This is a genomic window from Rhizobium sp. SRI_017 (assembly GCF_057586295.1).
Genome location: NZ_JBYCZP010000001.1, coordinates 518,294 through 544,163, shown reverse-complemented (window position 1 = coordinate 544,163; position 25,870 = coordinate 518,294). Strand labels below are relative to the sequence as shown.

Sequence of the window (25,870 nt, the reverse complement as noted above, 5' to 3'; positions counted from 1 at the left end):
CCTCTAAAATATGTACAGTTGACTGGACAACTTGGAAGCCAGCATGAAGCGTCTATCGGACAGTGGTGAGCCCTATTACCTGCAGATCGCGCAGCGACTGCGGGACATTGCCAACTCACTGCCGCCAGGAGAACGACTGCCGAGCGAACCGAACCTGGCGCGTGATTTCAGGGTTAGCCGCTTCACGGTTGCCAAGGCGGTCGAGCAGCTGGTCAAAGACGGCCTGATCGTTCGCAAGCAGGGCAGCGGAACCTTCGTGGCCGAGGCGCCCCTGCGGCGCCAGCCGGGCTATCTCCTCTCCTTCACCGAGGCGGTTCAGGCGGCGGGGCACGCGTCGACCCATAGGGTGCTCGCCTTCCGAAAGACGGATTGGATGCGTGGTCTTCCTTATGCGCAGGACGAGCCGTTGCTGTTGTTTGATCGCCTTCGCTACGTTGACGATGTCGCGGTTGCGCGACATTGCTCGACACTTTCCGCGGCGCTTCTCACACGCATTGGCCTGACCGAGGCCGTGGCGCGCGCGCCGGATTTCTCGCTGTATCGGCATTTCGAGGAAAGCGGCCTGAAAGTGGCGACGGCCAATGAACGGCTCATCGCGCGGCTCGCAAACGTTGAGGAGCGGCGGCTTCTCGATCTTGCCGACGACACCGTCGTTGTGTCGGTCACCCGCCAGACATTCGCCCATGACGGCACGCCGCTCGACGCGGTGGAGGCGACCTATGACGCCCGTCACTACTCATATGAGGCCAGGCTCACCCGACAACCTGATCCAGGGAACCAGAAAAAACAGGAGAACCAAGATGCATTCAAGAACCCTGACCATGATCGCCACCACGGTCCTCGCCTCGGTCCTTTCGACGGCGACCGCTAGCTTCGCCGCCGACGTCAAGCCTGCCGCGCTGATCATTGCCCAGGGCGGTCTTGGCGACCAGTCCTACAATGATCTCGCCTTCGCCGGCTTCAAGCGCGGCGTGGAAGCAGCCGGCATCGACGGCAAGCCGGTCGAGTCCAAGGACGTCGTGGCCCAGGCTGCCGACATCCTGCGCCGTGCGGCGGATGCCGAGTTCGGCCTGATCGTCGACCTCGAATATGCCCATGGTGAACCAATGCTCGAAGTCGCGCCCGACTATCCGGACACGACCTTCGCGATCCTCAACCAGGTCCAGAAGGGCGACAACATCGTCTCCGTCCTGTTCCAGGAACAGGAAGGCTCCTATCTCGCCGGCGTGCTCGCCGCGCAGGTGACGACGGACACGTCGATCAAGGGCATCAATGACAAGCCGATCCTCGGGGTGATCGGCGGCACCAAGTCGGCCGGCATCGACAAGTTTATCGCCGGCTTCATCGAGGGTGCCAGGTCGGTCAATCCCGATATCGACGTCAAGGTCGCCTATTCCAACAACTTCGCTGATCCGGCGCTCGGCCAGCAGATGGCCAAGGCCATGTTCGAAGAGGGCGCCGACATCGTCTATCAGGTCGCCGGCGGCACCGGCATGGGCGTGATCGAGGCGGCCAAGGAAGCCGGCCACTATGCGATCGGCGTCGATGGCGACCAGGATGGCCTGGCGCCCGGCGCGGTGCTGACGTCGATGATCAAGAAGACCGACGTCGCCGTCGAAGGCGTGGTCAAGGAATATGCCAAGGGCGTGAAGCTTGGCGGCACGACCATCGCCTATGGCCTCAAGGAAGGCGGCGTCGGTCTCTCCGAGATGAAACACACCAAGAGCATCATTCCGGCCGCATATCTTGAAAAGGTGGAACAGGCCAAGGCCGACATCATCTCGGGCAAGATCAAGGTCTGGAATGTCGTCGACCAAGGCTATCCGGACTACCTGAAGTAAGCCACGGTCATGCCTGCATCGCCCCCGTCCTCCCAGGACCCCCGCGCGCGCCTCGGTGCGCGCGGGGTGACCCGCCGCTTCGGCGCGCTTGTTGCCAATGACAGCGTGGATTTCTCGGCCATGCCGGGTACGATCCACGCCATCGTTGGCGGCAACGGCGCCGGGAAGTCGACCTTGATGCGGATTCTCCAGGGCATGGATCATCCGGATGACGGCACAGTTATCATCGACGGCGAGCCGGCAAGGCTCGGTGGCCCGTCGGAGGCTTTCGCGCGTGGCATCGGCATGGTGCACCAGGAGTTCATGCTGGTGCCCGGCCTGACGCTGCTCGAAAATCTCGTGCTGGCTCGGGAGCCCCTGAAAGGCGGCGTACTCGTCGATCACGCGGAGGCTCTCAGGGCGGCACGCAGGCTTGAAAAGGAAGCCGGCGTCAAAGTCGAGTGGAACATGCCGGTCGACGATGCACCGGTCCATGTCCGCCAGATCGTCGAGATCCTCCGGCTGCTCTATCGTGGCGCCGACGTGCTGATCCTCGACGAGCCCACCGCCGTGCTGGCACCCTCACAGATCCGCGAACTGATGGCGCTGCTCAAGCGGTTGAAGGCGGAAGGCCGCACCATTCTCTTCATCAGCCACAAGCTCGACGAAGTCCTTGCCGTCAGCGACGACATCACCGTCATGCGCACGGGCCGCGTCGTCGGCAGCCTCAAGGCGCGTGAGACGACCAAGGCGAAGCTCGCCGAACTGATGATCGGCGAAATCCTCGCCGAGACCACGCCCCGGCCCGGGCAACCGGGCTCGACCATCCTCGATCTCAAAGACGTGTCCGACGCCGAGGGCCGTCTGCGCGGTGCGACCTTTGCCGTCCGCAAGGGCGAGATCGTCGCCATCGCCGGCGTGGCGGGCAATGGACAGGACGAACTGATCGGCGCCGTGACCGGGCTTAGGCCGATCTCCTCGGGCGACATAGCGCTGTCCGGCCAGCCGGTGGCACGGCTGCCGCTGTCCGCGCGACGTGCGGCGGGCCTTGCCTATCTCAGCCCCGACCGTGCCGCGGAGGGGCTTTGCCTCGAAGCCTCGATCGCCGAGAACGTGATCGTCGGCCATCATCGCGCGCCAGAATTCGTCACGGCGGGCATCCTGAAGCTCGGGCGACTTGCCGAACACGCCGAAGCGCTGCTCGACCGCTACTCGGTCCGGCGCGGTTCGTCGGCGCTCGCGACGTCATCGCTGTCGGGCGGCAACCAGCAGCGCGTCGCGATTGCCCGCGAACTCGATGGCGACCCAGACTTGCTCGTCGCCTGCCAGCCGACGCGCGGCGTCGACATCCGCGGCATCGCCTTCATCCATCAATGCCTGCTCGACTATCGCGACAGGGGTGGCGCCGTGCTGCTGGTCAGCGAGGAACTCGACGAGATCATCACGCTGGCCGACCGCATCATCGTCATCTTCAACGGCGAACTCCGGGGCGAACTTCGGCGCGGCGATGGCGACATAGAACAGATCGGCCGCATGATGCTCGGGGAGGCGGCGTGATGGCCGTTGTCGTCTCTCCCGCGCCGCCGCAGCGCGTCACCGCATGGCTGAAGCCGGTTTCGGAAGCACTGCAGCCGCTTCTGGTGGCTCTGGTCGTCGGCGCTGTCGTGCTCGCCGTCGCCGGCCACAATCCGCTCGACGTCTACCGGCTTCTCTTCGTCGAATCCTTCGGTTCGACCAAACGCATCGCCTCGACGTTGTCAGCCGCCACGCCGCTGATCTTCACCGGTCTCGCGACGGCCATTGCCTTCCGCACCGGCGCCTTCAACGTCGGCGTCGAGGGCTGCGTCAATGTGGGCGGGCTGGCTGCCGCCTTTGTCGGCTTTACCTTCGTCTCGCTCTCGGGCTACGTCCTTCTGCCGGTGGCGGTCCTGGCGTCAATGGTCGCCGGCGCCCTGTGGATGCTGATTCCGGCGCTTCTGAAATCCCGGCTCGATGTCGATGAGGTCGTCACCACGCTGATGCTGAATTTCATTGCCATCGGCTTCACCGCCTGGCTGGTCAACGGTCCGCTGCTAGCGCCTGGTTCCGCCAATTCCGCGACGCCGATGATCGACCAGGCCGCACGGCTACCGAAGCTGATGCGCGGCTCGACGCTCAATCTCGGCTTTGTGATCGCACTCGTCTGCGTGGTTCTCTACTGGCTGTGGGGGAAATGGGCTGCGCTCGGTTTCGAGACCCGCATCGCCGGCATGAATGCCCGTTTCGCCACGGCCACGGGCCTTGATGTGCCAAGCCTTGTGTTCAAGATGATGCTGCTATCAGGCGTGATCGGTGGACTCGCCGGCGGAGTCCATGCCCTCGGCACCGTGTTTCGCTATGTTTCGGGCTTCTCGCCCGGCTATGGCTTTGTCGGGATCGCCGTCGCGCTCCTGGGGCGCGGCAATGCATGGGGCATGCTGCTGGCAGCCATCCTGTTCGGCGCTCTGGCCACATCCGGCGCGACCATCCAGCTCTTCAGCAATGTGCCGATCGAGATCGTCAATGTCCTCCAGGGCACGATCATGATCTTCGCTGTCGCCCGTCTGAGCAAGCTCTGGAAAAGGCGCGCGCCATGATCGACAATCTCATTCATGCTGCGCTTCTCATGACGACGCCCATTCTGCTCGCCGCGATCGGGGGACTGATCAACCGGACCGGCGGCATCGTCAATATCGGTCTCGATTCCTCGATGCTGGTCGGCGCGCTGGTCGGCCTGATCCTCGCCGCCAACAATGGCAGCTGGCTGATAGCCCTGATTGGCGCCGGTCTTGCCGGTGGCGTGATGGGACTCCTCATGTCGCTGACCATTACACGGCTCGATGCCAACGAGATCATCGTCGGTCTCGGCTTCAATATCGTGGCAGCAGGCCTTGTCCGCTTCTTCCTGAAATCCGCCTATGACACATCGGGCACGCTGCGCCTGCCTGACGTGACCCGCCTGCCACGCTGGGATATTCCTGTCATCCAGGATATCCCGATTCTCGGTGCCATCTTGTCCGGCCACGATATCCTTACCTGGGCTTCCTGGCTCCTCGTGCCGGTCACTGTCTGGTTCCTGGCACGGACGCGCGGCGGCCTGAGGCTGCGTGCTGCGGGTGCGGGCCCGAAAGCCGCGCGGGCGCTCGGCCTCGACCCGCTCTTCACCCGTGATGCCTCGACCGTCTTCGCCGGCCTGATGTCGGGGCTCGCCGGTGCCTATCTGTCGATCGGCGTGGTGGGCGTGTTCAACGAAGGCATCACGGCCGGTCGCGGCTTCATCGCGCTTGCCGCTTTCTATTTCGGCAGAAACCACCCGGTATTGACTGCCGTTGGCGCGCTGCTGTTCGGCTTCTTCGATGCCTTCCAGATCCGGTTGCAGGGGCGCGGTGTTCCGGCTGAACTGGTTCAGATGCTGCCTTATGCGATGGTCATCGTCATTCTCACTTTCATCGCGGTGTCCAGCCGCAAGGCCCGCGGAGCACGCCCATGACCCAAACACCCAGGACCGAAAGGCCAAGGACCGCGCTGCTGCTGGTCGATGTCATCAATTCCTTCTTCGAACCCGGCCACCCCAACTACTACAAGGGTGTGGAGGACGTGCTCGATCCGATGCGGGCATTGCGCGAGGCGGCAAGGATGAGTGGCGCGATTACCGTCCACGCGGTCGAGCGCCACAGGCCGGAATTTCACGACTTCGAATGGAAGAAGCTGCCCATCCATCATCTGGCCGATGCTGAAGATGCCGACTATTTCCAGGATTTCCATCCTGAGGGTGCCAACGAAACGGCGGTGTTCAAGCGTCGCTTCAGCGCCTTCTTCGCCACCGATCTCGCGTTGTTCCTGACCGAGCAGCAGGTGAACCGCGTTATCATCGCCGGCGTCAAGACCAATGTGTGCATCCGCGCCACCGCGCAGGACGCCTTCGCCAACGGCTTCGAACCCGTCATTGTCCGCGAGGCCACCAACTCGAACCGCCCGCATCTGGCCGACGCCTCGCTCGAGGATATCGACCGCTACATGGGCCGGGTCGTGAGCCTGACCGAGGGCCTGGAGATGCTGTCATGAGCCGAATCGCGATCACGGGCTACGCGAGCCTCGACCACGTCATCGTGCTCGACGGCGACGTCGTGCCGGGTAAGACCACGACCATCGTCAACCGCTCGGTCAAGTCCTGGCCGCGGCTCGGTGGCGGTCCTGCTTATGTCGCACTTGCCGTTCATGCCAGCAATCCGGGCGCAACCGTCCCCGTCAGCTGGATCGGCGAGGATGCGCTGGGTGACAACTATGTCCGCCAACTTGCCGAGCGGGGCATATCCAGTGCCGGCATGGCGGTGGTCGAAGGCGCCCGGACGCCGATCGCCGTGCTGGTCTATGACCAGGCGAGCGATTGCGCCTGCCTCTATGACCCGGGCCTTCCTGGCGGTGTCGGCCTCGACGCGGCCCAGCGGGATCTGATCGAAGGTTCGGAGTGGATCGGCGTGACCATCGGTCCGCTGGCGGTTACGGATCAGCTGCTGAAACTGCTTCGCAACGACCAGCAACTGGCCTGGGTGGTCAAGAACGATCCGAAGGCGATCACACCGGGGCAATCGGCGGCGCTCTACGAACGGGCCGATCTCGTCTTTTGCAATGGCCGCGAGCGCGCCTTTCTCGACGACGCGCAGGCGGCGGGGCGCACGCCGCGCACCGGCCAGATCATCGTCGAAACCCAGGGCCGCCGCGGCGCGCTCTTTTTGCGCGGGGAAGAAAGCCATTTCGTCGCCGCCGAGCCGGTGGAGGTCATCGACCCCACGGGCGCAGGCGATACGTTTGCCGGCGGCGTCATTGCCGCCATCATGAAGGGTGAAACCGATCTGGAAGCGATCGGGCAGGCGGGCAATGCCGCCGCGCGGGCGCTTCTTCTCGACCGGAAAGCCGAAGAGAGCTGAAAGCATGACAGAAAAAGAACAGACCAACCGGGCCTGGTATATCGGCGCCAACCGCGATGACGTGGGCAAGGCCGCCATTCTCGTCGGCGATCCCGCGCGTATCGAGCGCATTGCCGAGCACATGACGGACGTGCACTTCGTCCCTGAGAACCGCGGCCTGAAAACCATTACCGGCACCCGCAACGGCCAGCGCATCACCGTCTCCGCCTTCGGCATGGGCGCGCCGATCGCCACCATCGTGCTCCACGAACTGCATGCGCTGGGCATCTCCACCTTCCTGCGCATCGGCACGGCGATGGCTGTGAGTCCAGCCAAACTCGGTGATTTCGTGCTGGCAGACGGCGCGTTGCGCGCCGATGGCACCTCCAATACCTATGCGCCGCTGGGCTTCCCCGCCATCGCCGATTTCGAGCTCAATACCGAGCTACGGAATCGGCTCATCACCAGCGGACAGACGTGGCACGCCGGCATCTTCGGCACTTATGACGGCTTCTATACCGAGATGTTTGGCCTGTCCGGCGAGCGTCGCGAGATGATCGGCAAGCTTAAGGACGATATCCGCCGCCTCGGCCTCATCGGCACCGACATGGAGACCTCGGCGCTGCTTACCGCCGCCCGCATCCTTCGCGTGCGCGCATCCACGCTCTGCATCGCCACTGTCGATGCGGAGACACAAGCCAAGATCGAAGACGCCGACATGGCGGCACTCGAGCGCGAAATGTTCGAGATCGCGCTTGACGTCAGCGCCCGCCTCGCCGCCGCGGCATAACCAGAATTCGAAAGGACCGCGATATGGAACCGGTTTCCACCCGCTACTTCAACGCCATGATCGAGCGCATGGAAAAGGTGCGCGACGAACAGGCCAAGGCCATCGACAGCGCCGCAGCCCTCTGCGCCAAATCCATTGCGGCGGACAAGCTCGTCTTCACGTTCGGCACCGGCCATGGCGCGATCCCGGCGCTCGAAACTTTCCCGCGCACCGGTACGATCGTCGGCTTCCGTCCGATCGTCGAGAGCACGATGATCTCCTTCCACCATGTCTGGGGCGACATGGGTGCGCGGCAATACCGCTTCATCCATGCGCAGGAGGGCTATGGCAAGGCGATCCTGCGGTCGCATCAGCTCGATTCCGCCGACACGATGATTCTGTTCTCCCATTCCGGCATCAATGCCGTGATCATGGACATCGCCATGGAATGCACGGAGCGCGGCATCGGCCTGGTCGGCATAACCTCGATCCCGCATTCCTCCGCCACGCCATCGCGCCATTCCTCGGGCAAGCGGCTCTTCGAGGTCGCCGATGTGGTGATCGACACCGGTGCCGCACTGGCCGATTCCGCGATCACGATCGACGGCCTTGAACATCCTGTCGGACCGACCTCGACCAGCGTCACCATTGCGATTGCCCATGCCATCGTCTCGGCAACAGCCGAGAAGCTCGTGCAGCAGGGCATCACGCCCGGCGTTATGGTAAGCCCCAACACCACCAGCAAGGAAGCCGCCAACGCGCAGAACGATTCCAACTATGAGGCGCTCTGGGCGCGGCTGAGGGCGCGCTGAGATGGATCGCAAGCTCTATATAGACGGTCGCTGGTGCGATGCCGTCGCAGGTGGCACTGCCGTCATTCATGACCCCGCGACCGGCGAGCCCGTCGGCACCAGCGCGATCGCGACGGCAGCCGATGTCGATGCCGCTGTCGCGGCGGCAACCCGCGCCTTTCCGGCCTGGGCCGCGACCCATCCCGACAAGCGGGCCCAGATCATGCACCGCGCCGCCGACCTGATCGCCGAACGCATCGACGCGATCGCGGAGCTGCTGACCCGCGAGCAGGGCAAGCCGGTGCCTGATTCAAAGAAGGAAATCGCTTTCGGCATCGAGGTCATCCGCTACTACGCGGAGGAGGGCAGGCGTGTGCACGGGTCGATCCGCCCCGCCTCGCGCAGCGACATCCGCAATCTCGTCACCTCCCACCCGGTCGGTGTCGTTGCCGGGATCATTCCCTGGAACTATCCGGTCGACCTCTATGCCTGGAAGGTGGCGCCGGTGCTGGCTGCCGGCTGCGTGCTGGTGGCCAAGCCGCCGTATGAGACGCCGCTCGCCATCGGCATGGTGGTGAAATGCTTCGAGGAAGCGGGTCTGCCCGCCGGTGTGCTCAACGACATTCCCGGCACGGGTCCGGAGGTCGGGGCGGCACTCTCGGCCCATGGCGGTGTCCACATGATCACGGCGACGGCCTCGGTGCCGGCCGGCCAGGCAATCATGCGGGCGGCTGCGGGCAACCTGAAAAGGCTTTCGCTGGAGCTCGGCGGACAATGCCCCTTCATCGTGCTCGATGATGCCGATCCGGCCGAGGCGGCGGCCGCGGCCGCGCGCCGCTCCTTCTCAAACATGGGCCAGATCTGCATCGCGGTGAATCGCATCATCGTCTCGCGCGGCATCCATGACCGCTTCGTCGAGGCGCTTGTGGCCGAGACGGAGACGATCAAGCTGGGTCATGGTGTCGAGCCCGGTGTGCTCTATGGCCCGGTGCTGAATGACAGCGTTCGCGCCAGAGTCGCCCGCCATCTCGCTGATGCCGTTACCCGTGGCGGCAAGCTGCTGACGGGCGGGACGATTCCCAAGGGCGACATCTACGACAAAGGCTTCTTCTACCAGCCGGCGATCGTCGACCAGGTGCCCGAGGGCGCGCTCGCGACGACCGAGGAAACCTTCGGGCCTCTTGCCGCCGTGCAGACGGTGGATGGCGATGCCGAGGCGATCCGCATTGCCAATTCCTTGCCCTTTGGGCTGGCAGCCTATGTCTTTTCCGGCGATCTCGAACGTGGCTGGTCGCTTGCCGAGAAGATCGAGGCTGGCGCAGTCGGCGTCAATGTCAACGATACCAGCGATCTCCAGGCGCCTTTCGGGGGCTGGAAAATGAGCGGCATGGGCCGTGAATTGGGACCCGAGGGCCTAGAGGCATTTCTGGAGAAGAAGCACATCAAGCTTCGGATGAAGCGCTGACAAATCGCCGGTACCGCAGGGTCCTGCGGCCTGGGGACCATCGCCTCAGGCCGCCTGAAGCGAGGTGCCGTAGGTCACGCCCTTCTCCTTCAGCCAGCGGCGATAGGCGATCGACGTCGCATCGGCCCGGGTCGGGATTTCCGCGCGCGGCTCGAGCGGCAGCAGCACCGGACGCTGGTTTTCGAGGATGATGCGGTCCTGCAGGAAGATGAGTTGCTGGAACTGCACCAGCGCTGATGTCGTCGAGACGTCGTCGATCAGGTACATGACCGGATGGGCGCGGCAGCGGTCGGGATCGAGCGGCTGGACGAAGAGGCAGATCACGTCCCAGCGATTGGCGGAGTTCGGGCAGGTCTTGTAGAGCAGCGTCGTGAACGGGGTCATGACCCGGTAGATATACTGCGTCATGATCCCGTCGGTTGCCGACAGGGCAGCCTGCGGCTGGAAGAACTGGCAGTTGGTGGCCCAGACCTCGTCGACATCGCGGCGGATCTCGGCATTGTAGTGCAGGACCTCCGTATGCGGTTCCGAACCGAGGATGTCAGTATGCACGAAGGGGAAATGCGCCATGTCGAGGAAATTTTCGACGATGCGCAGACCCGAGGCCCGCACCGAGATGACGCCGCAGGGTACGTAGCGGCGGTCCGGCTCATCGGTTTCCGGCACCGGGAAGATTTCACCCGCCGGCGTGCCGAGCGAGGTCCAGATGAAGCCGAAGCGCTTGCGGATCGGCAGCGGCGCGGCGCGGTCGACGGCGTGGACGGTGATCTCCCCGTCTTCGCCTTTCGTCACCTTGAGGTCGATCCCGAGCAGGCGGTTGGCCATCGTGCCGACCGGAATGGCCGCTTCCGTCTCGATCACATACCACTGGTCCAGCGATGCCCTGTCCGTTGCAACAACCATCTCCGTACTCTCCCGTGTCAGCTGTCGTAGATTCTATCCAATACCGTCTGGTGCCTGTCGGGCCTTCGGCCGACATCGGCCGGGACGAAGTGGCCATTTGTGATCACCGCGCACCCGTTGATGATGCCCGCGTGGCTGCGAGCCGGCGCCGCGGTCTCGAGATAGTCAATATTCCTGTAGAGCGCCATCGTCACGAGCGGATGCTCCGGAAATAGGGCTCGCCGAGCGCCGCGGGCGCCGCCATCAGCCGCTTCATCCGTTTCCAGGCGATGACGGGTACGATGATGAAGGCGATCGTGCCGAGATAGGGCAGCATCGAGAGGAAGGCGGGCGCGATCGGCCAGCCGCGTGCCTGGCCGACGAAACCGAGCGCGGTGATGAAACCGAAGAGCAGGCCGGAAAGGGCAGCCGGGATCGGCCTGTAGCCGGCGAAGATGACCAGTGCCACCGCGATCCAGCCACGACCGGCGACGACGCCATCGGACCAGGAGGGCACGAAGGCGAGCACGAGATAGGCGCCGGCCCCGGCCGCAAGCGCCGAGCCGGCCGCGACATAGCCGAAGCGGATCAGGTTGACCGGAATGCCGGCGGCATCGGCGGCCGCCGGGTTCTCGCCGACGGCGCGGAGGTTGAGGCCATGCCGGGTGCGGAACATGATGTAGGAAAGCCCGATCGGCAGGATCAGGTAGATCAGATAGACCAGGATGTTCTGGCTGAAGAAGGCCTTGCCGATGATCGGCAGCGAGGAGAGCAGCGGAATCGCGACACCCTCGAAAGTCGCCGGCACCGGCATGCCGGAATAGGCCTTGCCGATGGTCTGGGCCAGACCCGTGCCCATCAGCGTCAGCGCCAGGCCGCACAGAACCTGGTTGGCCCGCAGCGTCACCGTGGCGAGCGCGAAGACCGAGCCCAGCAGGCCGCCGACCACGAGCGCCGCGAGAAAGCCGAGCAAGGGGTAAGGCGCGGCCGTCACGGTCGCCACGGCGGTCACGGCGCCCATGGCCATCAGGCCCTCGGCGCCGAGATTGACGACGCCGACGCGCTCGGCGAGCACCTCGCCGATGGCGGCCAGCGCCAGCACGCCGCCGGCGAGGAAGGCTGTCGTCAGAAGGCCGGTCAAGAGATCCATGTTCGCTTCCCTTCAGGCCTTGTCGCGCACGAGGCGATAATGCGAGAGCTCGTCGCCGATCGCGGTGAGGAACAGGATCAGGCCGGTGATCGCCAGCACCGCCGACGTCGTCAGGCCCTGGGTCTGGAGAATGATCCCGGAATTGAGGATGAAGGCCATCAGCGCGCCGGCGAAGATGACGCCGATGCAGGAGCCGCGGGCAAGCACCGCGACCATGATGCCGAGATAGCCGTAATTGTTGGAAATGCCGCCCTGCAGGCGATGCACCGTGCCGGCGATCTCGATCATGCCGGCGATGCCCGCGATGGCGCCCGAAAGCAGCATGACCGTGATCAGGTGGCGGCGGGCGGCGATGCCGGCATATTTGCCGGCCGAGGGGTTGGAGCCGATCAGCCGCACCTCATAGCCCCATTTCGAGAAACTGAAGACCAGAGCCAGGCCGACGGCGAGAATGACGGCGATCGGCAGGCCCCAGTGGACCAGGCCCCAGAATTCCGGGATTTCCGCCGGAACACGCGGCGTGGCGGAATTGGCGACGCCGCCGCGCTCGCGCCAGGCGTCGGTCGAAACGTAGAAGACGAGGAGGATGGCGACGAAGTTGAGCAGCAGGGTCGTGATCAGCTCGTTGACACCGGCATAGGCGCGGGCGAGCGTCGGAACCAGGATCCAGAGCGCGCCGCCGACTGCACCGGCGACGAACATCGCGATCAGGCTCAGGCTGCCCTCGAGCGGCGCGAAGAGGCCGACTGCGGTCGCCGAAAAGGCGCCGGCATAGAACTGGCCCTCGGCGCCGATGTTCCAGGTGCCGATCTGCTGGGCGACAGTGACGGCAAGGCCGGTCAGGATCAGCGGGATGATCAGCAGGCCGAGATCCTCCATGCCGAAGGTGGAGCCGAGCGAGGCGCTGATCACCTGCATGCCGAGTTCGACAGGGTTGTTGCCAGCGAAAGCGAGTATGATGCCGGAGAAGATCAGGGCGACTGCGATCGCCGCTGCGCGTGCGCCGAGCGCCATGCCGGGGCTCGCTGAGGGCAGCCGCTGCAGACGGAAACTAGTGGCCATGCGCGACGCCTCCCTGGGATTTCCGGCCGCCCATCAAGAGGCCGATCTCCTCGATATCGACATTGTCGTTGGGGAGGATTCCCATGATCTTTCCTTCATAGAGCACGGCGATTCGGTCCGAGAGATTGAGCAGTTCCTCGAGCTCCTCAGAAATCAGCACGACTCCCGCGCCGGCATTCCTGAGTTCGACGATGTAGCGCAGCATGGTGTTGATCGCGCCGACATCGAGGCCGCGGCTGGGATAGGCGGCGACGAGGATCTTGTCGGCCACGCGCATCTCGCGCCGGGCCACGAGCCGCTGCTGGTTTCCGCCCGAGAGATTGCGGATCGGCATGCCGAAATCGGGGATCGCGACATCAGCCGCCGCCGCGATCTCCTTCGCCAGCGCGGTTGCCGCGCCCGGCTTGTAGAGCCCGCCTGATGTGACAGGCGGCTTGCGATATTCGCGCATCACGGCATTGACCGTGATCGAGAGCCCGGGCGCCAGGCCGCTGTGCAGCCGGTCCTCGGGGATGTGGCCGATGCCGCGGGCGACGAAATCCGCCGCATCCGCGCGCGCCACGATCTCGCCGTCGATTGAAATGCTGCCCTGGGAGATGCCGCGCGTGCCGGTCATGACCTGAGACAGTTCGCGCTGGCCGTTGCCGGCCACGCCTGCCACGCCGACGATCTCGCCGGCATGGATGTCGAGCGTGATGCCGTGCAGGGCCCTGCCGCCGGCATCGTTGCGCGCGAAGACGTTTTCGAGGCGCATGACCGGCTTGGCCGAGATGGCGGCCGCACCGGCCGGCCGGCCGCGCATGTCGGCGAGCACGATATCGCGGCCGACCATCATCCGGGCGAGCTTGGCGGGGGTGCAGTCGGCGGCGTGCTCAGTGGCGATCTTGCGGCCGCCGCGCAGGATCGAGATGCGGTCGGAAATCTCGAGCACCTCGTCGAGTTTGTGCGAGATGAAGATCACGGCATTGCCTGTCGAGACGAAGTCGCGCAGCGCCTTGAAGAGTTCGCGCGCCTCGGCCGGGGTCAGCACCGCGGTCGGCTCGTCGAGGATGAGGACGCGGGCGTCTCGCGCCAGCACGCGGAGGATCTCGACGCGTTGCTGTTCGCCGGTCGAAAGCTCGGTGATCCGCGCCGAGCCCTTGACCTGGAGATTGAATTTTTTCGCAAGCGATGCGGTTCTCGCTTCCAGGATGGCAGCAGACGCGCGGCGCGGCGTCTCCTTCCAGCCGAGATGGATGTTTTCCGCGACGGTGAAGGCCTGGACGAGCTTGAAATGCTGGTGGACCATGCCGATGCCGGCGGCGATCGCCTGCTGCGGCGAGGCGAACTGCCTGACATAGCCGTCGATCATGATCTCGCCGGCATCGGCCTGGTAGATGCCGGTCAGGATGTTCATCAGCGTCGACTTGCCGGCACCGTTCTCGCCGAGAAGCGCGTGAATCTCACCCGGCATGACCTCGAGATCGACATTCTCGTTGGCGATCACGCCCGGAAAATACTTGGCGATGCCCTTGAGATGAACGAGCGGGGCGACGCCCGCGGGGGCAACGTATTTCGGCGGGTGATCGGTCATGAAAAGCTACCGGAGAGAGGATGCGATACGGCCCGGGGGCGATTGCGGGCCGGACAAGCCGGCCCGCCTGTTCGATCTGTCGATCAGGCCTGGAGGCCGGTGACGCCTTCGATCGACCAATCCCAGTTGTAGAGCTCCATCTCGGTCATGCGGGTGCCCTTCGGCACCTTGACATTGCCCTTGGCATCCTTGAGTTCGCCTTCGAAGGGCGACCAGCCGCCGAGGATCTTGTCGCGCACCGCATCGGCCTTGGCGGCGACATCGGCGGGGACCTTCTCGCCCCACTTGTCGCGATCGACGCCGGCGCCCATGGGGAACAGCGTCTCGCCCGGCGTCCAGGTGCCGGCGAGGCGCTTGCCGACCTGATCGACATAGAACTTCTTGAAGTCGATGATGATCGACGAGACATAGGAGTTCGGGCCGTAGCGGCGGATGTCGGTGTTCCACATGGCCGCCCAGACGCCGCGCTTTTCGGCGACCTGCAGATAGCCGGCCTCATCCATGATGCCGAAGAGGAAGTCGCAGCCATTGTCGATCAGCGCGGTGCCGGCCTGCGTGGCGGCCTGCGGGTCGAACCAGCTGTTGATGGCGATGGCCTGCAGCGTGGCGTTCGGGTTGACGGTACGCGCGCCCATCAGGAAGGCGTTGGTCGAGGCATAGACCGAGGCGACAGGGAAGGAGGCGACATAGCCGAGCTTGCCGGTCTTCGACAACAGGCCGGCGGCGACACCGACGACATAGGTCGGATACCAGTGGGCCAGGTAGTACCAGCCGAGATTGTCCATAAGGACATGGCCGTTGCACTCGAGGAAGGCGGTCTCCGGCGCACGCTTGACGACTTCATGCAGGAAGTCGCCGGTCGAGGACGTGTCGAAGATCATGTTGGCGCCTTCGCTGACGAACTGGCGATAGGTGCGCGTCGCGTCAGCCGAATAGGGCACGTTCTCGACTTCGAGCACCTTCTTGAGTTTGGGGAAGGCTTCCTTGACGGCGAGCAGGCCCTGGTGATGGCTCCAGGTCCAGCCTTCGTCGGTGATCGGGCCGACATGGCCGAAGCCAATAACGGCATCTTCTTCCTTGACCGCAGCGAGCGGCGCGGCGAAGGCCGGGCGGGTCAGCGCGCCGGTGGCGAGCGCAGCGGCGCCGGCCGCCGACATGTTGAGAAATCCGCGGCGGGACAGGTCTTGCAGCTTGATCATGAGTACCCCTCTTTGTTGTTCTAGAGTCCGTGTGGCTGACATGCGGTTCTGGTGTTTTCCCATCCAGTCGAGCAACAAGCGTGCCAAGTCGCCTCACGCCTCTGTTTCGGTGTTGCGTCCAGATGGACAGCCTCGACCGGACACCATCGGGAATTCGGCGATGAACGCTGGTTTGTCGGGGAACCACATGGCTCCGGATTCAGCTTTTCAAATAGCCGGTGTTCCGAATAGAGGGAAAAAATCGAGTGCGATGTTGCATAAAGCGCAACAAGATTTCGGAAAAAACTGCTTGATCAGGTCCGATTTCGTCCGCTAGTCTGATCAAAATAGAGGCTTGTGCAAATTTTAGGCAAATGCTTCGCGGTGTGATGGCTTGGTGAGCAGAATGACGGGCATGACGGGAACAGGGGCGGGCAGCATCGGATGTCCATGCATCCGTCGTGCCGGACGGGCGGCCTGCCGATGACGGATGCCGTTCGCTTCCGCTTCATCGGTGACCTGGACGAGGCCAGTTTCGCCGAGTTCGCTGAACACCGGGCGCTTCGCCTCGATATCGCATTGACGGTTGTCGAGAGCGGACCGGGATCGGCGACCTTCGACGTCGAAGGCGCGCCCGATCTGGTGGACATGTTCGAAATGGCCTGCAGCCTCGGGCCGCTTGCCTGCATCGTGCGGGACGTGGAGCGCCGGGATATCGGGCATGCCGCAGTCGTGGCAAAGGATAAGTAGGGAGATGGTGATGGTGAACGAGGACAGGTGGGTGCCGGTTGCGCTGTCGAACGCGATCGAGCCCTCGACTTCGGCGGGCGCGGTGGTCGGCGGCGCCGAACTGGTGGTCTGGCGCGACAGCAAGGGTGCGGCCCATGTGTGGGAAGACCGCTGTCCCCATCGCGGCATGCGCCTGAGCTTCGGCTTCGTGCGCGGTGATCATATCGCCTGCCTCTATCACGGCTGGGAATATGATACCGGCGGCCAGTGTCAGTATATTCCGGCGCATCCCGATCTCGAAGTGCCGCAGACGATCAAGGCCAGGACCTATGCGACCGAAGAACGGGACGGGCTGATCTGGACCCGGCTCGAGGACGGTGCCGATCCCGCGGAGATTGTCGCGACCGGTCCGGCCACGCCCGTCAAGACCGTCTATGTGGCCGTGGACATGGAGGCCGCGGCTGCGGCACTCGGCAGCGCCCGTTTCGGCGACGGCGCTGTGACAGTGGCCGACATCGGGCCCGACTGCTTCAGGGTGGAGGCCGGCGGCCTCAGCCTCGTCATCGCCGGCCAGCGAATCCGGCCCGGCCATGTCGCGCTGCATATCCTGATAGCAGGCGAAGCCGAGCCCGCCGAGCGGATCAAGGTGGCGCGCTGGGCGGAAGGGTTTCGCCTCGCGCTGGAGGACCGCAGGCTCGCCAGCGCCATGGTGGAGTTCGCCTGATGTCCCAGATCAAGCTCTACAATTTCGAACTCGACGACCAGTGCTACCAGGTCCGGCTGATGCTCTCGATGCTCGGCGTCGATTACCATGCCGAGGCTATCGACATGATGCCGGGCGAGGAGGAGAAGAAAGCGCCGATGCTGGCGCTCAATCCGCGTGGTTCGCTGCCCGTGCTGGTCGATGGCGGCCTGACGATAGCAGGCGGCGGCGCGGTGCTTGCCCATGTCGCCGCTGCCCATGATCCGGACGGCAAATGGCTGCCGCGCGCGCCGGCCGAATTCGGCCCCGTGATGCACTGGCTCGATTTCGCCATGACCGTGCTTGCCGGAGCGGCGACCGCGCGCAAGATCTCGCTCTTCGGGCTGCCGGGACATTTCGAGCGCCTCAAGGCGGAGGCGGTGGCCGCATTCCGCATCATGGACGACCACATCCTCCGCCGGCAGATCGCCGGCCGCGAATGGTTTGCCGGCGAGACGGCGACCGTCGCCGACGTGGCGCTGTTTCCGCTCTTCGCGCTAAGCCGCGATTTCGGCATCGACCATGACGAGTTCCCCGGCCTGCGCCGCTGGATCCGCCGCTTCCGCGCGCTTGACGGCTTCATCACCATGCCGGGCATTCCCGACTATCACTGACAGTTCAACCGAGGCCCAAACGAGGCAAGACACCCATGGCTCCGATCACCCGCTTTTCTGTCGCCCCGCTCGCAACCATGACCCGGCATCTCGCCGACGTCGCCTCGGCACGCGTTCGGCCGGATCTCATCATATCAGGCGCGCGGGCGCTTTCGACCTATTCCGAGCGCATCCTCGACAACCGGGAGGTCTGGATTGCGCGCGGACGCATCGCGGCGGTTAAGCCCTCGGGCAGCAATCCCTTCGGCGACGTCAAGCGCTACGACGCCAGGGGCGGCATCATCGCGCCGGGCCTCGTCGATCCGCATATCCACATCGAATCCTCGATGGTGACGGCCTGCGCCTATGCCGAGGCCGCCCTGCTCAACGGCACAACCTCGATCTTCTGCGACAGCCATGAGATCGGCAATGTCATGGACGTGGCCGGCGTCGAGGCGATGCTGGAAGACGCGCGGCATGCGCCGTTGTCGATCTTCCTCACCGTGCCAAGCACGGTCCCCGCGACCTCGCCAAAGCTGGAGACGGCAGGCGGCGACCTGACGGCGGAGAAGATTGCAGCCCTGTTCGACAAATGGCCCGAAGCCGTTGCGCTCGGCGAGAAGATGGATTTCGTGTCCGTCGCGATGGGCGACGAACGGTCACACGCGATCCTGGCTGCGGCGCTGTCGCGCGGCCGGCCGGTCTGCGGCCACGTCTATGGGCGTGAGTTCGTCTCGGCTTACGCGGCTTCGGGCGTCACCGACACGCATGAGGCCATCGACCGAGAGATTGCCGACGACATGCTGGAGGCGGGCATCTGGCTCTTCCTGCGCGGCGGGCCGCCGACGACGCCATGGCACTCGCTGCCCGAGGCGATCAAGACCGTCACAGAGCTCGGATCATCGCACAAGCGCATCGCCGTCTGCACCGACGACCGCGATGCCGACGATCTGCTGACCTTCGGCCTCGACTGGGTGGTGCGCGAGGCGCGCCGTGCCGGCATGAGCCGCGAGCAGGCCTGGGCGATGGGGTCGCTGCACGGCGCGACGCGCTACGGCATGGAAGGCGAGTTCGGCGGCCTGGGCGGCGGACGCCGCGCCGACCTCGTCCTGCTCGACGACGATCTCAATCCGGTCAGCACTTGGTATGGCGGCGAGCTTGTGGTCGACCAGAAGAAGATCACGCCGGTGCTCGATGCGGCGCTCTCCAACCGCTGGCGCTATCCGGACGCGGCCTATCACACCGTGAAGCTGCCGAAGGAGATCAAGCTGACGCCGGAACTGCCGACCGAGAAGATCGTCGCCAACACGATCAAGACGGAACTGCCCGGCATCATCCTCGGCCATGTCAAGGTGGCACTAGAGCCGGCAAACGATTGGCAGACCCATTTCGACCGCCACGGGCTCTGCTTCGTCACCGTGATCGAGCGCCACGGCAAGTCGGGCGGCAATGTTGCGCACGGTCTGCTCAACAGTTTCGGGCTCGCCCGCGGCGCGGTTGCCTCGTCCGTCGGCCATGACAGCCACAACATCATCATCGCCGGCACCAACGAGGCAGACATGCAGGTGGCGCTCCGCGCCGTCGAGGCGCATCAGGGCGGCGCCTGCGTCGTGCAGGATGGCAAGGTGACGGCGATCGTGCCGCTGCCGATTGCCGGGCTGCTCTCCGACAAGCGCGTCCACGAAGTGGCCGACGAGGTCAAGGCGCTCAAGGTCGAGTGGGACAAGGCGGGCTGCCTCATTCCCTATATGGGCTTCAACCTCATCCCGCTCTCGGTCATTCCCGAGATCCGCATCACCGACATGGGGCTGGTCACGGTTCCGCAGATGGAACTGGTGCCGCTGTTCGAGGAGGCCTAGAGTATGTCCGGTCTAGATTGCATCATTCTGTTGGCTCAAACGGAGTCGGATGGTCGATCGGCCGGCGCAGGTCGTAGCCCAGTTCTACGGGCAAGCCGGCCGGTCGATCAGGCGGCCCGTTTCAGCCGACCCCTCCCGCAGATTTGCAGAATGCAAATCTGCAAGAGATCAAGACCGCCGGGCGTCGCGAAGCGCGCCCGGTGGGGCCGGGCATCTCTCCGCCAGGAGAAGGACGATCGGCTCGGACGTACGAGCAGTATGCCCATCGCCAATCGTCCTTCTCCTGACGAAAACCTGCTCCGGCAGAATGATGCAATCTAGACCGGACATACTCTGATGGATCCTTACCGGCTCGGGCTCGTCTCCACCAGGATCCATTATTTCCAGTTGATCGCCCGGCTCGGGTCGATCCGGCAGGCGGCGCTGACGCTGAATGTCGCGCCGTCCTCGGTCAGCCGGGTTCTGCGCCAGCTCGAGGAGGAGATCGGCGCGCCGCTGTTCGAACGGGTGCGGCGGCGGCTGAAGCTGACCAGCGCCGGCGAGCTGATGCTCTATCACGCGCGGCTCAGCCTCACCGAACTCAACCGCGCCTGCCACGAGATCAACGAATTGCACGGCCTGCATCGCGGCACGGTGTCGGTTGCGATCGTTGAAAGCGTGGCGCGCGGGCTGATGCCCTCGGCGCTCGAAGCCTTCTGGAAGCGCTATCCCGGTATCACGGCCGACATAAGGGTCATGGGTTCGCAGCAGGCGGCCAATGCGGTGAGCGAGGGCGATTGCGATCTCGCCGTCGTCTTCGACGTCCGCGTGCCCCGCAGCGCCCGCCAGATGGCGAACATGGCGCTGCCGCTCGGGGTCCTGGCACTGCCCGGAAGCCGGTTTGCCGCCCGCGACGAACTGAAGCTCTTCGATCTCGCCAATGAGCGGGTGATCCTGTCGGATTCGAGCCTGACGCTGGGCGCGAGTGTCGAGCAGGCGCTCGGCCGCGCGCTGGTCGACCTCCAGCCGCGCGCCCGTACAAACTCGATCGGCCTGATGGTCGATCTTGCCCGCCGTGATCTCGGCACGGTGCTCCAGACCCGGGTGGGCATCGAGCAGGAACTCGCCGAGGGAACGCTTGCCTTCGTGCCGATCAGGGATACACGCCTGCCGCCGCGCAAGCTGATGCTGCTCTCGCGATCGGAGAAGGAAATGCCCGATGCGGCCTCGGCGCTGGGGCGCCTGCTGATGGACATGGTCGATCGGCTTGGCTCGGAAGCGGGTGGCTGAGTTGTTGCACTCGGAGCAACAACTTCGTCGAAAAATGCCGTCTATTCGAAACACATGGCGCCTGCCAACCTGTCTTCCAACAGGAGACACGAGATGAAGCAATCAGCCGTGGACGCGGTCATAAAGGGGCTCAAGAAGGCGGGCGTCAGCATCGTCTGCTATCTGCCCGATTCGCTGTTCAAGCCGCTCTATCCGGCGCTCGACGCCGATCCCGATATCCGCACCATCAGGGTGACCAACGAAGGCGAGGGGGCCGCGATCTGCGGCGGCGTGTTTCTTTCGGGCAAGCGGGCGGCGCTGGTGATGGAGAATTCCGGGCTGCGCGCCTCGGTCGAACCGCTCGCCCGCATGGGCCTCGGCGCGGGCATCCCCGTCGTCATGCTGATGAGCTATCGCGGCGAACTCGGCGAGAACAACTGGTGGGCCATACCGCACGGCATCACCATGGAGCCGGTGCTCAACGCGTTGCGCATACCCTACCGTATCGTACGCGAGGAGGAGGAGATCGAGCAGTCGATATCGGACGCCTATAACTGGTCCTACAATTCCTACTATCACTCGGCCATCGCGCTTGGCGGGAGCATCGTACGATGAAGCGTTTCGATTGCATGACCCGGCTGGCCGCGCGGCTGAAGGACGAACTGGTGATCCTCTCGCTCGGCGCCAGCGTCGACGAATGGTACAATGCCGCGCCGCATATGCGTCAGGCGAGCCTGTTCCAGCAACAGCTCGGCTGCGTTACTCCGCAGGCTTTCGGCCTGGCGGCCGGGCTGCCCCATCGCCGCATCATTTCGCTCGATACCGATGGCGGCATGATGTTCAACCTCGGCATCCTCGCCACGCTCGGCAATGAGCAGCCGAAAAATCTCTTCGTCGTGGTCTGGGACAATGAGTGCTACCAGTCGATCGGCGGCCCGCCGACCCATACGGCAAGTGGTCGCGTCGATATTTCGGCGATCGCGCGCGGCGCGGGCGTGGAGATGGCCTTCACCGCGCGGACGCTCGAGGAGTTCGATGCCCATTGCGAGGCCGGGCTCAAGGCGGACGTTCCCTATCTCGTGGTCGCCAAGGTCGCCGGCACCGTCCAGCCCGACATCAAGCGCAAGCATTCCGATGGCCGTGAGGACAAGTATATCTTCGTGCGCCATGTCGAGGCCAGCGAGGGCATTGTCATCATGGGGCCGAGCGAGCACAATTGACGATGGTCACGATCCCGGGACGACCGCTCGAAAAGACCTACGATTACATCGTCGTCGGGGCGGGCTCTGGCGGGTGTCCGGTGGTGCGGCGGCTGATCGCTCGCTCGGATGCGCGGGTGCTCCTGGTCGAGGCGGGGCCGGCGGGGCTTGACGTCGCCGAGATCGACGACCCCACGGCCTGGGTCGGCCTCGGGCGTGGATCTCATGACTGGGGCTATGACTATGCGCCGACGCCCCGTGTCAACGGCCGGGTTATCGGAATCCCGCGCGGCCGGGTGCTCGGCGGGTCGAGCGCCACCAATGCGATGATGTGGTATCGCGGCCATCCCTCCGACTACGATGCATGGCGTGACGCCGGCGCGGAAGGCTGGGGCTTCGACAGCTGCCTTGCCTATTTCAAGCGGGCGGAAGACTGGGCCGGCGGCGAGACGCGTTTTCGCGGCGCGGGCGGGCCGCTCCGGATCGCGCCCTCTCCCGAGCTTCACCCGGTCGCGCAGGCCATGATCGACGGTGCGGTGGAACTCGGCATTCCCAGGATCGACGACCCGAACGGCGAGACCAACGAGGGGGCCGCATCGGCAAACTTCAACATTATCGACGGCAGGCGCTGGAGCTCGGTGACCGGCTATCTGCTGCCTGTGGCCGACAATCCACGGCTTACGATCCTCACCGGATCGCTGGCGGTATCTCTCATCTTCGAGGGCACGCGCTGCGTCGGGCTCAGACATGTGGTCGAGGGCGAGTTGGTGGAAACCCGTGCGTCGTCGGGCGTCGTACTAGCGCTCGGTACTTTCGATACGCCACGGCTCCTGATGCTGTCGGGCATCGGCGATCCCGATGATCTCAAGCGGTTGGGCATTCGCCCGATACTCGCGCTGTCTGGCGTCGGCAGGAGCCTTCAGGACCATCCGCTCGTGCAGGCCGTCGTTTTCCGTGCGCGTTCGGCGCTGGGCGCGAAACGCGACAATGGCGGCGGCTCGATGCTGAACTGGAAGTCGAGCCCCGGCCTGTCCAAGCCGGATATCCATGCCTTTCCGGTGCAGGGCAACAGCGCAGAGCCGGCGATCCGGGCGCGCTACGACACGTCGGGCGAAGTTTTCTCGCTCGGCGCGGGCGTCATGCATTCGAAGAGCGTCGGCCATCTTCGCCTGCTCTCGGCCGAGCCGGGCGGACCGCTCGAGATCCAGCCCAATTTCCTGTCCGAGCAATCGGATCTCGAAGCCATCAAGGTGGCGGTCGCCACCATGTTCGACCTCGCCTCAACGAAGGCCTTCGCGGGCATCGTAGAGAGCCTTGCCGCGCCGGACGGGCGGATCTCCGGCGCGGCACTGGAATCCTTCATCCGTGATGGCTGCTCGACGTTCTTCCATCCCGTAGGCACCTGCCGCATGGGGTTGGACGAGGACGCGGTGACGGACAGCAGGTTGCGGGTCAGGGGCATCGAAGGGCTGACGATATCGGATGCCTCGGTGATCCCTGTTATCCCCACCTGCAACACCCATGCGCCGGTGACGATGATCGGCGAACGCGCCGCCGACTTCCTGCTCGAAGCGGCTTGAAAATTGCTTGTCAGCCTCCGGGCCAAGAACGAAGGAATGGAGTACTCATGACGGAGCGGACGATGATCCTGGCAGGCGATGCCGTCGTGACGATGGATCCGGGGAACCGGGTGATAACCAACGGCGCCGTTGCGATCGAGGATGGTCGCATCGTCGGTGTCGGAAAGCTCGATGCGATGCGGGCCGCCTTTCCGGCGCTGTCGGTCAAGACGGTGCAGAACAGCGTGCTGATGCCGGGCCTGGTCAATGCGCATGCTCATTCCGGCTTCCTGCGCGGCACCGCCGAGCACCTGCCGGTCTGGGATTGGCTGACGATCCATATCAATCCCATGCACCGGATGTTGAGGCCCGAGGAGGCCGAGGCCGCTTCGTGGCTCTGCTATGCCGAATCCGCGCTCTCGGGCACCACCACCGTGGTCGACATGTGGCGCTACATGGAAGGCAGCGCCCGCGCCGCCGAGCAGATCGGCACCCGCCTGGTGGCGGTGCCCTATGTCGGCGAGCATCCCGATTACAACTACTTCGACACGCTCGACATGAACGAGGCGATGATCGAGACCTGGCATCGCCAGGCCGGCGGACGGGTCAATGTCTGGGTCGGCCTGGAGCATCTGTTCTACGCCGATGAGCCAGCGCAGCGGCGGTCGATCGAACTGGCGAAAAAGCACAACACCGGCTTCCACACCCATTGCAGCGAGGCCGAGATCGAGATCGAGGAATTCCAGATCCGCTACGGCAAGCGGCCGATGTTCGCGCTCGAGGAACTCGGCTTCTTCGAGACGCCGCGCGCCATGATCGCGCATGCGGTCTGGCTCGACGAATCCGAGGTGGACCTGATTTCGCGCTATCCGGTTTCGGTCGCCCACAATCCCGTGTCGAACATGAAGCTCGCCTCGGGCATCGCGCCCATCGCCGATATGCTGGCCAAGGGTGTGCCCGTCGGCATCGGCACCGACGGCGAGAAGGAGAACAACAATTTCGACATGTTCGAGGAGATGAAGGTCGCCTCTCTGCTCGGCAAGCTCCGGCACCGCGACGCGGCGGCGATGGACAGCTGGGATTGCCTGAGGATGGGCACCATCCTCGGCGCCAAGGCTATCGGCCTCGATCACGAGATCGGCTCGATCGAAGTCGGCAAGCGGGCCGACATCATCGCGGTGCGCAACGATACGCCGCGCATGACGCCCTATTTCCCGGATGGACCCTACTTCAACCTGCAGCATAATCTCGTCCATGCGGTGCGCGGTGGCGACGTGGCGTTGACCATGGTCGACGGCCAGATCATCGTCGAGGACGGCGTGCTGAAGACTGCCGACATCAAGGACATCATTGCCGAGATTTACGCCATGGCGCCCGGACATTTCGCCCGTCGCGCCGAGTGGCTGGCTGCCAATGGCGGCGGCACGCGGCAGTGGACCGAGAAGGGGGCCACGACATGACCAAGACCACCGACCAGGCGGCGCTGGACGACTGGTACGCAGTCGCGACCGCCCATGAGGTGACGGCGAAAGCCGAGCGCACAAGGCTGCTCGGGCAGGATATCGAGATCGGCCGCAGCGAGGGCGGTGGGTTCATCGTCTCGGAGATCGGCACCGATGGGAGGCCTGTGCGGCAATTGCCGGCGCAGGAGCGCTACGGCTTCCTGTTCACCACGCTCGGCACGCCGGTAAAGGACATCGTCCATATCGAGGAGGCCGGCGAGGCGGACCGACGCTTCGTGCTCTGCGGCTGGGTCACCATGCGGGCGTCCGGTCTCAGGGTGGTCGAGAATTTCCTCGACATGGCGCATTTTCCCTTCGTGCATACCGACATCCTCGGCTCGGAGCCGCATACCGAGGTGCCGGCCTATCTCAGCGAAATTCGCCGGGATGTCGACGAGGTCTGGGCGACCAATTGCACCTTCTTCCAGTCGCGCATCGCCGCGACGGAGTCCGAAGGCGACTTCGTCCAACTGACGTACCGCGTGCCGTCGCCGTTCGTCGTCATGCTTTATCGCGTCTGCCCCTCGTCGCCGAACCGGCTCGATGCCATCGCGCTGTTCATCCAACCGATGGAGGAAGGGCTCTGCCGCGCCCAGCCGGTGATGTATCTGGTGGACGACGTGTCCTCGCACAACGCGCTTTTGAGGTTCGAGCAGGTGATCTTCCTGCAGGACCGGATCATCGTCGAGAACCAGCGGCCGCTGCTGCTGCCGCTCGAGCCGCGCGCCGAAATCCCGACCCGGGCGGACTCCTCCTCGATCGCCTATCGCCGCTGGCTGAAGGAAAAGGGTCTGCGTTTCGGCACCACGGCGGGCGGCCACTGA

At 64.7% G+C, this 25,870-nt stretch carries 26 protein-coding genes; 20 read left to right on the top strand and 6 right to left on the bottom strand.

Annotated features, from left to right (window positions below; genetic code table 11):
- The first annotated feature begins 31 nt into the window (after nt 1-31).
- Genes AC2YI2_RS02645 through AC2YI2_RS02600 form a run of 10 tightly spaced genes read left to right on the top strand, consistent with a single transcriptional unit; the run spans nt 32 to nt 9,770 of the window.
- Nucleotides 32-871, top strand: coding sequence for a GntR family transcriptional regulator (locus tag AC2YI2_RS02645; protein WP_487384863.1), 840 nt, complete (start codon nt 32-34; stop codon nt 869-871).
- Nucleotides 801-1,841 (top strand): BMP family lipoprotein, encoded by a 1,041-nt coding sequence (locus AC2YI2_RS02640; protein WP_487384862.1) that lies wholly within the window; start codon nt 801-803, stop codon nt 1,839-1,841. Before AC2YI2_RS02645 ends, AC2YI2_RS02640 begins: the two co-directional genes overlap by 71 nt.
- Before the next feature lie 9 nt (nt 1,842-1,850).
- Nucleotides 1,851-3,377 (top strand): ABC transporter ATP-binding protein, encoded by a 1,527-nt coding sequence (locus AC2YI2_RS02635; RefSeq protein ID WP_487384861.1) that lies wholly within the window; start codon nt 1,851-1,853, stop codon nt 3,375-3,377.
- Nucleotides 3,377-4,435 (top strand): ABC transporter permease, encoded by a 1,059-nt coding sequence (locus tag AC2YI2_RS02630; protein ID WP_487384860.1) that lies wholly within the window; start codon nt 3,377-3,379, stop codon nt 4,433-4,435. The genes AC2YI2_RS02635 and AC2YI2_RS02630 overlap by 1 nt, the downstream gene beginning before the upstream one ends.
- Complete coding sequence (locus AC2YI2_RS02625; RefSeq protein WP_487384859.1) at nt 4,432-5,328, top strand: ABC transporter permease; 897 nt, start codon at nt 4,432-4,434, stop codon at nt 5,326-5,328. Before AC2YI2_RS02630 ends, AC2YI2_RS02625 begins: the two co-directional genes overlap by 4 nt.
- Nucleotides 5,325-5,903, top strand: coding sequence for a cysteine hydrolase family protein (locus tag AC2YI2_RS02620; protein WP_487384858.1), 579 nt, complete (start codon nt 5,325-5,327; stop codon nt 5,901-5,903). Before AC2YI2_RS02625 ends, AC2YI2_RS02620 begins: the two co-directional genes overlap by 4 nt.
- Nucleotides 5,900-6,766 carry a carbohydrate kinase family protein gene (locus AC2YI2_RS02615; RefSeq protein WP_487384857.1) on the top strand — a complete coding sequence of 289 codons (867 nt, stop codon included), beginning with the start codon at nt 5,900-5,902 and terminating at the stop codon, nt 6,764-6,766. The genes AC2YI2_RS02620 and AC2YI2_RS02615 overlap by 4 nt, the downstream gene beginning before the upstream one ends.
- 4 nt (nt 6,767-6,770) lie before the next feature.
- On the top strand, nt 6,771-7,535 hold the full coding sequence (locus AC2YI2_RS02610) for a nucleoside phosphorylase (protein WP_487384856.1): 765 nt from the start codon (nt 6,771-6,773) through the stop codon (nt 7,533-7,535).
- 23 nt (nt 7,536-7,558) lie between these two features.
- Nucleotides 7,559-8,326, top strand: a complete 768-nt coding sequence (locus AC2YI2_RS02605; RefSeq protein ID WP_487384855.1) for a sugar isomerase domain-containing protein — start codon at nt 7,559-7,561, stop codon at nt 8,324-8,326.
- 1 nt (nt 8,327) lies between these two features.
- Nucleotides 8,328-9,770, top strand: a complete 1,443-nt coding sequence (locus AC2YI2_RS02600) for an aldehyde dehydrogenase family protein (protein WP_487384854.1) — start codon at nt 8,328-8,330, stop codon at nt 9,768-9,770.
- A 45-nt stretch (nt 9,771-9,815) separates the two neighbouring features.
- Here AC2YI2_RS02600 and AC2YI2_RS02595 read toward each other — a convergent pair whose 3' ends face one another.
- The 6 genes from AC2YI2_RS02595 to AC2YI2_RS02570 all read right to left on the bottom strand — a co-directional run bounded on the left by AC2YI2_RS02595 (nt 9,816) and on the right by AC2YI2_RS02570 (nt 15,636).
- Nucleotides 9,816-10,673, bottom strand: a complete 858-nt coding sequence (locus tag AC2YI2_RS02595) for an aromatic ring-hydroxylating dioxygenase subunit alpha (protein WP_487384853.1) — start codon at nt 10,671-10,673, stop codon at nt 9,816-9,818.
- Between the two features lie 17 nt (nt 10,674-10,690).
- Nucleotides 10,691-10,867, bottom strand: coding sequence for a hypothetical protein (locus tag AC2YI2_RS02590; RefSeq protein WP_487384852.1), 177 nt, complete (start codon nt 10,865-10,867; stop codon nt 10,691-10,693).
- The gene (locus tag AC2YI2_RS02585; RefSeq protein ID WP_487384851.1) at nt 10,864-11,802 is read right to left on the bottom strand and encodes an ABC transporter permease; all 939 of its coding nucleotides are present in this window, start codon (nt 11,800-11,802) and stop codon (nt 10,864-10,866) included. Before AC2YI2_RS02585 ends, AC2YI2_RS02590 begins: the two co-directional genes overlap by 4 nt.
- Before the next feature lie 12 nt (nt 11,803-11,814).
- A complete protein-coding gene (locus AC2YI2_RS02580; RefSeq protein ID WP_487384850.1) occupies nt 11,815-12,864 on the bottom strand; it encodes an ABC transporter permease in 1,050 nt (349 codons plus the stop codon).
- On the bottom strand, nt 12,854-14,437 hold the full coding sequence (locus AC2YI2_RS02575) for an ABC transporter ATP-binding protein (protein WP_487384849.1): 1,584 nt from the start codon (nt 14,435-14,437) through the stop codon (nt 12,854-12,856). The genes AC2YI2_RS02580 and AC2YI2_RS02575 overlap by 11 nt, the downstream gene beginning before the upstream one ends.
- Before the next feature lie 83 nt (nt 14,438-14,520).
- Entirely contained in the window at nt 14,521-15,636 is a 1,116-nt protein-coding gene (locus tag AC2YI2_RS02570; protein ID WP_487384848.1) for a BMP family ABC transporter substrate-binding protein, read from the bottom strand.
- Between the two features lie 423 nt (nt 15,637-16,059).
- On the opposite strand from AC2YI2_RS02570, the gene AC2YI2_RS02565 reads away from it, so the two are divergent.
- The 10 genes from AC2YI2_RS02565 to AC2YI2_RS02520 all read left to right on the top strand — a co-directional run bounded on the left by AC2YI2_RS02565 (nt 16,060) and on the right by AC2YI2_RS02520 (nt 25,870).
- Nucleotides 16,060-16,365, top strand: coding sequence for a hypothetical protein (locus AC2YI2_RS02565; RefSeq protein WP_487384847.1), 306 nt, complete (start codon nt 16,060-16,062; stop codon nt 16,363-16,365).
- A 10-nt stretch (nt 16,366-16,375) separates the two neighbouring features.
- The gene (locus AC2YI2_RS02560; RefSeq protein WP_487384846.1) at nt 16,376-17,068 is read left to right on the top strand and encodes a Rieske 2Fe-2S domain-containing protein; all 693 of its coding nucleotides are present in this window, start codon (nt 16,376-16,378) and stop codon (nt 17,066-17,068) included.
- Nucleotides 17,068-17,700 carry a glutathione S-transferase family protein gene (locus AC2YI2_RS02555; protein WP_487384845.1) on the top strand — a complete coding sequence of 211 codons (633 nt, stop codon included), beginning with the start codon at nt 17,068-17,070 and terminating at the stop codon, nt 17,698-17,700. The genes AC2YI2_RS02560 and AC2YI2_RS02555 overlap by 1 nt, the downstream gene beginning before the upstream one ends.
- Nucleotides 17,701-17,735: 35 nt before the next feature.
- Complete coding sequence (locus AC2YI2_RS02550; RefSeq protein ID WP_487384844.1) at nt 17,736-19,538, top strand: adenine deaminase C-terminal domain-containing protein; 1,803 nt, start codon at nt 17,736-17,738, stop codon at nt 19,536-19,538.
- A gap of 336 nt (nt 19,539-19,874) precedes the next feature.
- Nucleotides 19,875-20,807 carry a LysR family transcriptional regulator gene (locus tag AC2YI2_RS02545; RefSeq protein ID WP_487384843.1) on the top strand — a complete coding sequence of 311 codons (933 nt, stop codon included), beginning with the start codon at nt 19,875-19,877 and terminating at the stop codon, nt 20,805-20,807.
- A gap of 93 nt (nt 20,808-20,900) precedes the next feature.
- Nucleotides 20,901-21,401, top strand: coding sequence for a thiamine pyrophosphate-binding protein (locus AC2YI2_RS02540; protein WP_487384842.1), 501 nt, complete (start codon nt 20,901-20,903; stop codon nt 21,399-21,401).
- A complete protein-coding gene (locus tag AC2YI2_RS02535) occupies nt 21,398-22,006 on the top strand; it encodes a thiamine pyrophosphate-dependent enzyme (RefSeq protein WP_487384841.1) in 609 nt (202 codons plus the stop codon). Before AC2YI2_RS02540 ends, AC2YI2_RS02535 begins: the two co-directional genes overlap by 4 nt.
- Nucleotides 22,007-22,008: 2 nt before the next feature.
- Entirely contained in the window at nt 22,009-23,565 is a 1,557-nt protein-coding gene (locus AC2YI2_RS02530; protein WP_487384840.1) for a GMC family oxidoreductase, read from the top strand.
- Between the two features lie 47 nt (nt 23,566-23,612).
- Nucleotides 23,613-25,004 (top strand): amidohydrolase family protein, encoded by a 1,392-nt coding sequence (locus AC2YI2_RS02525; protein WP_487384839.1) that lies wholly within the window; start codon nt 23,613-23,615, stop codon nt 25,002-25,004.
- The gene (locus AC2YI2_RS02520; RefSeq protein WP_487384838.1) at nt 25,001-25,870 is read left to right on the top strand and encodes an aromatic ring-hydroxylating dioxygenase subunit alpha; all 870 of its coding nucleotides are present in this window, start codon (nt 25,001-25,003) and stop codon (nt 25,868-25,870) included. The genes AC2YI2_RS02525 and AC2YI2_RS02520 overlap by 4 nt, the downstream gene beginning before the upstream one ends.

Bases quoted from the DNA above. Each gene is read 5' to 3' on its own strand.
- AC2YI2_RS02640 (WP_487384862.1), top strand. From the start codon at position 801: ATGCATTCAAGAACCCTGACCATGATCGCCACCACGGTCCTCGCCTCG.
- AC2YI2_RS02635 (WP_487384861.1), top strand. From the start codon at position 1,851: ATGCCTGCATCGCCCCCGTCCTCCCAGGACCCCCGCGCGCGCCTCGGT.
- AC2YI2_RS02630 (WP_487384860.1), top strand. From the start codon at position 3,377: ATGGCCGTTGTCGTCTCTCCCGCGCCGCCGCAGCGCGTCACCGCATGG.
- AC2YI2_RS02625 (WP_487384859.1), top strand. From the start codon at position 4,432: ATGATCGACAATCTCATTCATGCTGCGCTTCTCATGACGACGCCCATT.
- AC2YI2_RS02620 (WP_487384858.1), top strand. From the start codon at position 5,325: ATGACCCAAACACCCAGGACCGAAAGGCCAAGGACCGCGCTGCTGCTG.
- AC2YI2_RS02615 (WP_487384857.1), top strand. From the start codon at position 5,900: ATGAGCCGAATCGCGATCACGGGCTACGCGAGCCTCGACCACGTCATC.
- AC2YI2_RS02610 (WP_487384856.1), top strand. From the start codon at position 6,771: ATGACAGAAAAAGAACAGACCAACCGGGCCTGGTATATCGGCGCCAAC.
- AC2YI2_RS02605 (WP_487384855.1), top strand. From the start codon at position 7,559: ATGGAACCGGTTTCCACCCGCTACTTCAACGCCATGATCGAGCGCATG.
- AC2YI2_RS02600 (WP_487384854.1), top strand. From the start codon at position 8,328: ATGGATCGCAAGCTCTATATAGACGGTCGCTGGTGCGATGCCGTCGCA.
- AC2YI2_RS02595 (WP_487384853.1), bottom strand. From the start codon at position 10,673: ATGGTTGTTGCAACGGACAGGGCATCGCTGGACCAGTGGTATGTGATC.
- AC2YI2_RS02585 (WP_487384851.1), bottom strand. From the start codon at position 11,802: ATGGATCTCTTGACCGGCCTTCTGACGACAGCCTTCCTCGCCGGCGGC.
- AC2YI2_RS02580 (WP_487384850.1), bottom strand. From the start codon at position 12,864: ATGGCCACTAGTTTCCGTCTGCAGCGGCTGCCCTCAGCGAGCCCCGGC.
- AC2YI2_RS02575 (WP_487384849.1), bottom strand. From the start codon at position 14,437: ATGACCGATCACCCGCCGAAATACGTTGCCCCCGCGGGCGTCGCCCCG.
- AC2YI2_RS02570 (WP_487384848.1), bottom strand. From the start codon at position 15,636: ATGATCAAGCTGCAAGACCTGTCCCGCCGCGGATTTCTCAACATGTCG.
- AC2YI2_RS02565 (WP_487384847.1), top strand. From the start codon at position 16,060: ATGTCCATGCATCCGTCGTGCCGGACGGGCGGCCTGCCGATGACGGAT.
- AC2YI2_RS02560 (WP_487384846.1), top strand. From the start codon at position 16,376: ATGGTGAACGAGGACAGGTGGGTGCCGGTTGCGCTGTCGAACGCGATC.
- AC2YI2_RS02555 (WP_487384845.1), top strand. From the start codon at position 17,068: ATGTCCCAGATCAAGCTCTACAATTTCGAACTCGACGACCAGTGCTAC.
- AC2YI2_RS02550 (WP_487384844.1), top strand. From the start codon at position 17,736: ATGGCTCCGATCACCCGCTTTTCTGTCGCCCCGCTCGCAACCATGACC.
- AC2YI2_RS02545 (WP_487384843.1), top strand. From the start codon at position 19,875: ATGGATCCTTACCGGCTCGGGCTCGTCTCCACCAGGATCCATTATTTC.
- AC2YI2_RS02540 (WP_487384842.1), top strand. From the start codon at position 20,901: ATGAAGCAATCAGCCGTGGACGCGGTCATAAAGGGGCTCAAGAAGGCG.
- AC2YI2_RS02535 (WP_487384841.1), top strand. From the start codon at position 21,398: ATGAAGCGTTTCGATTGCATGACCCGGCTGGCCGCGCGGCTGAAGGAC.
- AC2YI2_RS02530 (WP_487384840.1), top strand. From the start codon at position 22,009: ATGGTCACGATCCCGGGACGACCGCTCGAAAAGACCTACGATTACATC.
- AC2YI2_RS02525 (WP_487384839.1), top strand. From the start codon at position 23,613: ATGACGGAGCGGACGATGATCCTGGCAGGCGATGCCGTCGTGACGATG.
- AC2YI2_RS02520 (WP_487384838.1), top strand. From the start codon at position 25,001: ATGACCAAGACCACCGACCAGGCGGCGCTGGACGACTGGTACGCAGTC.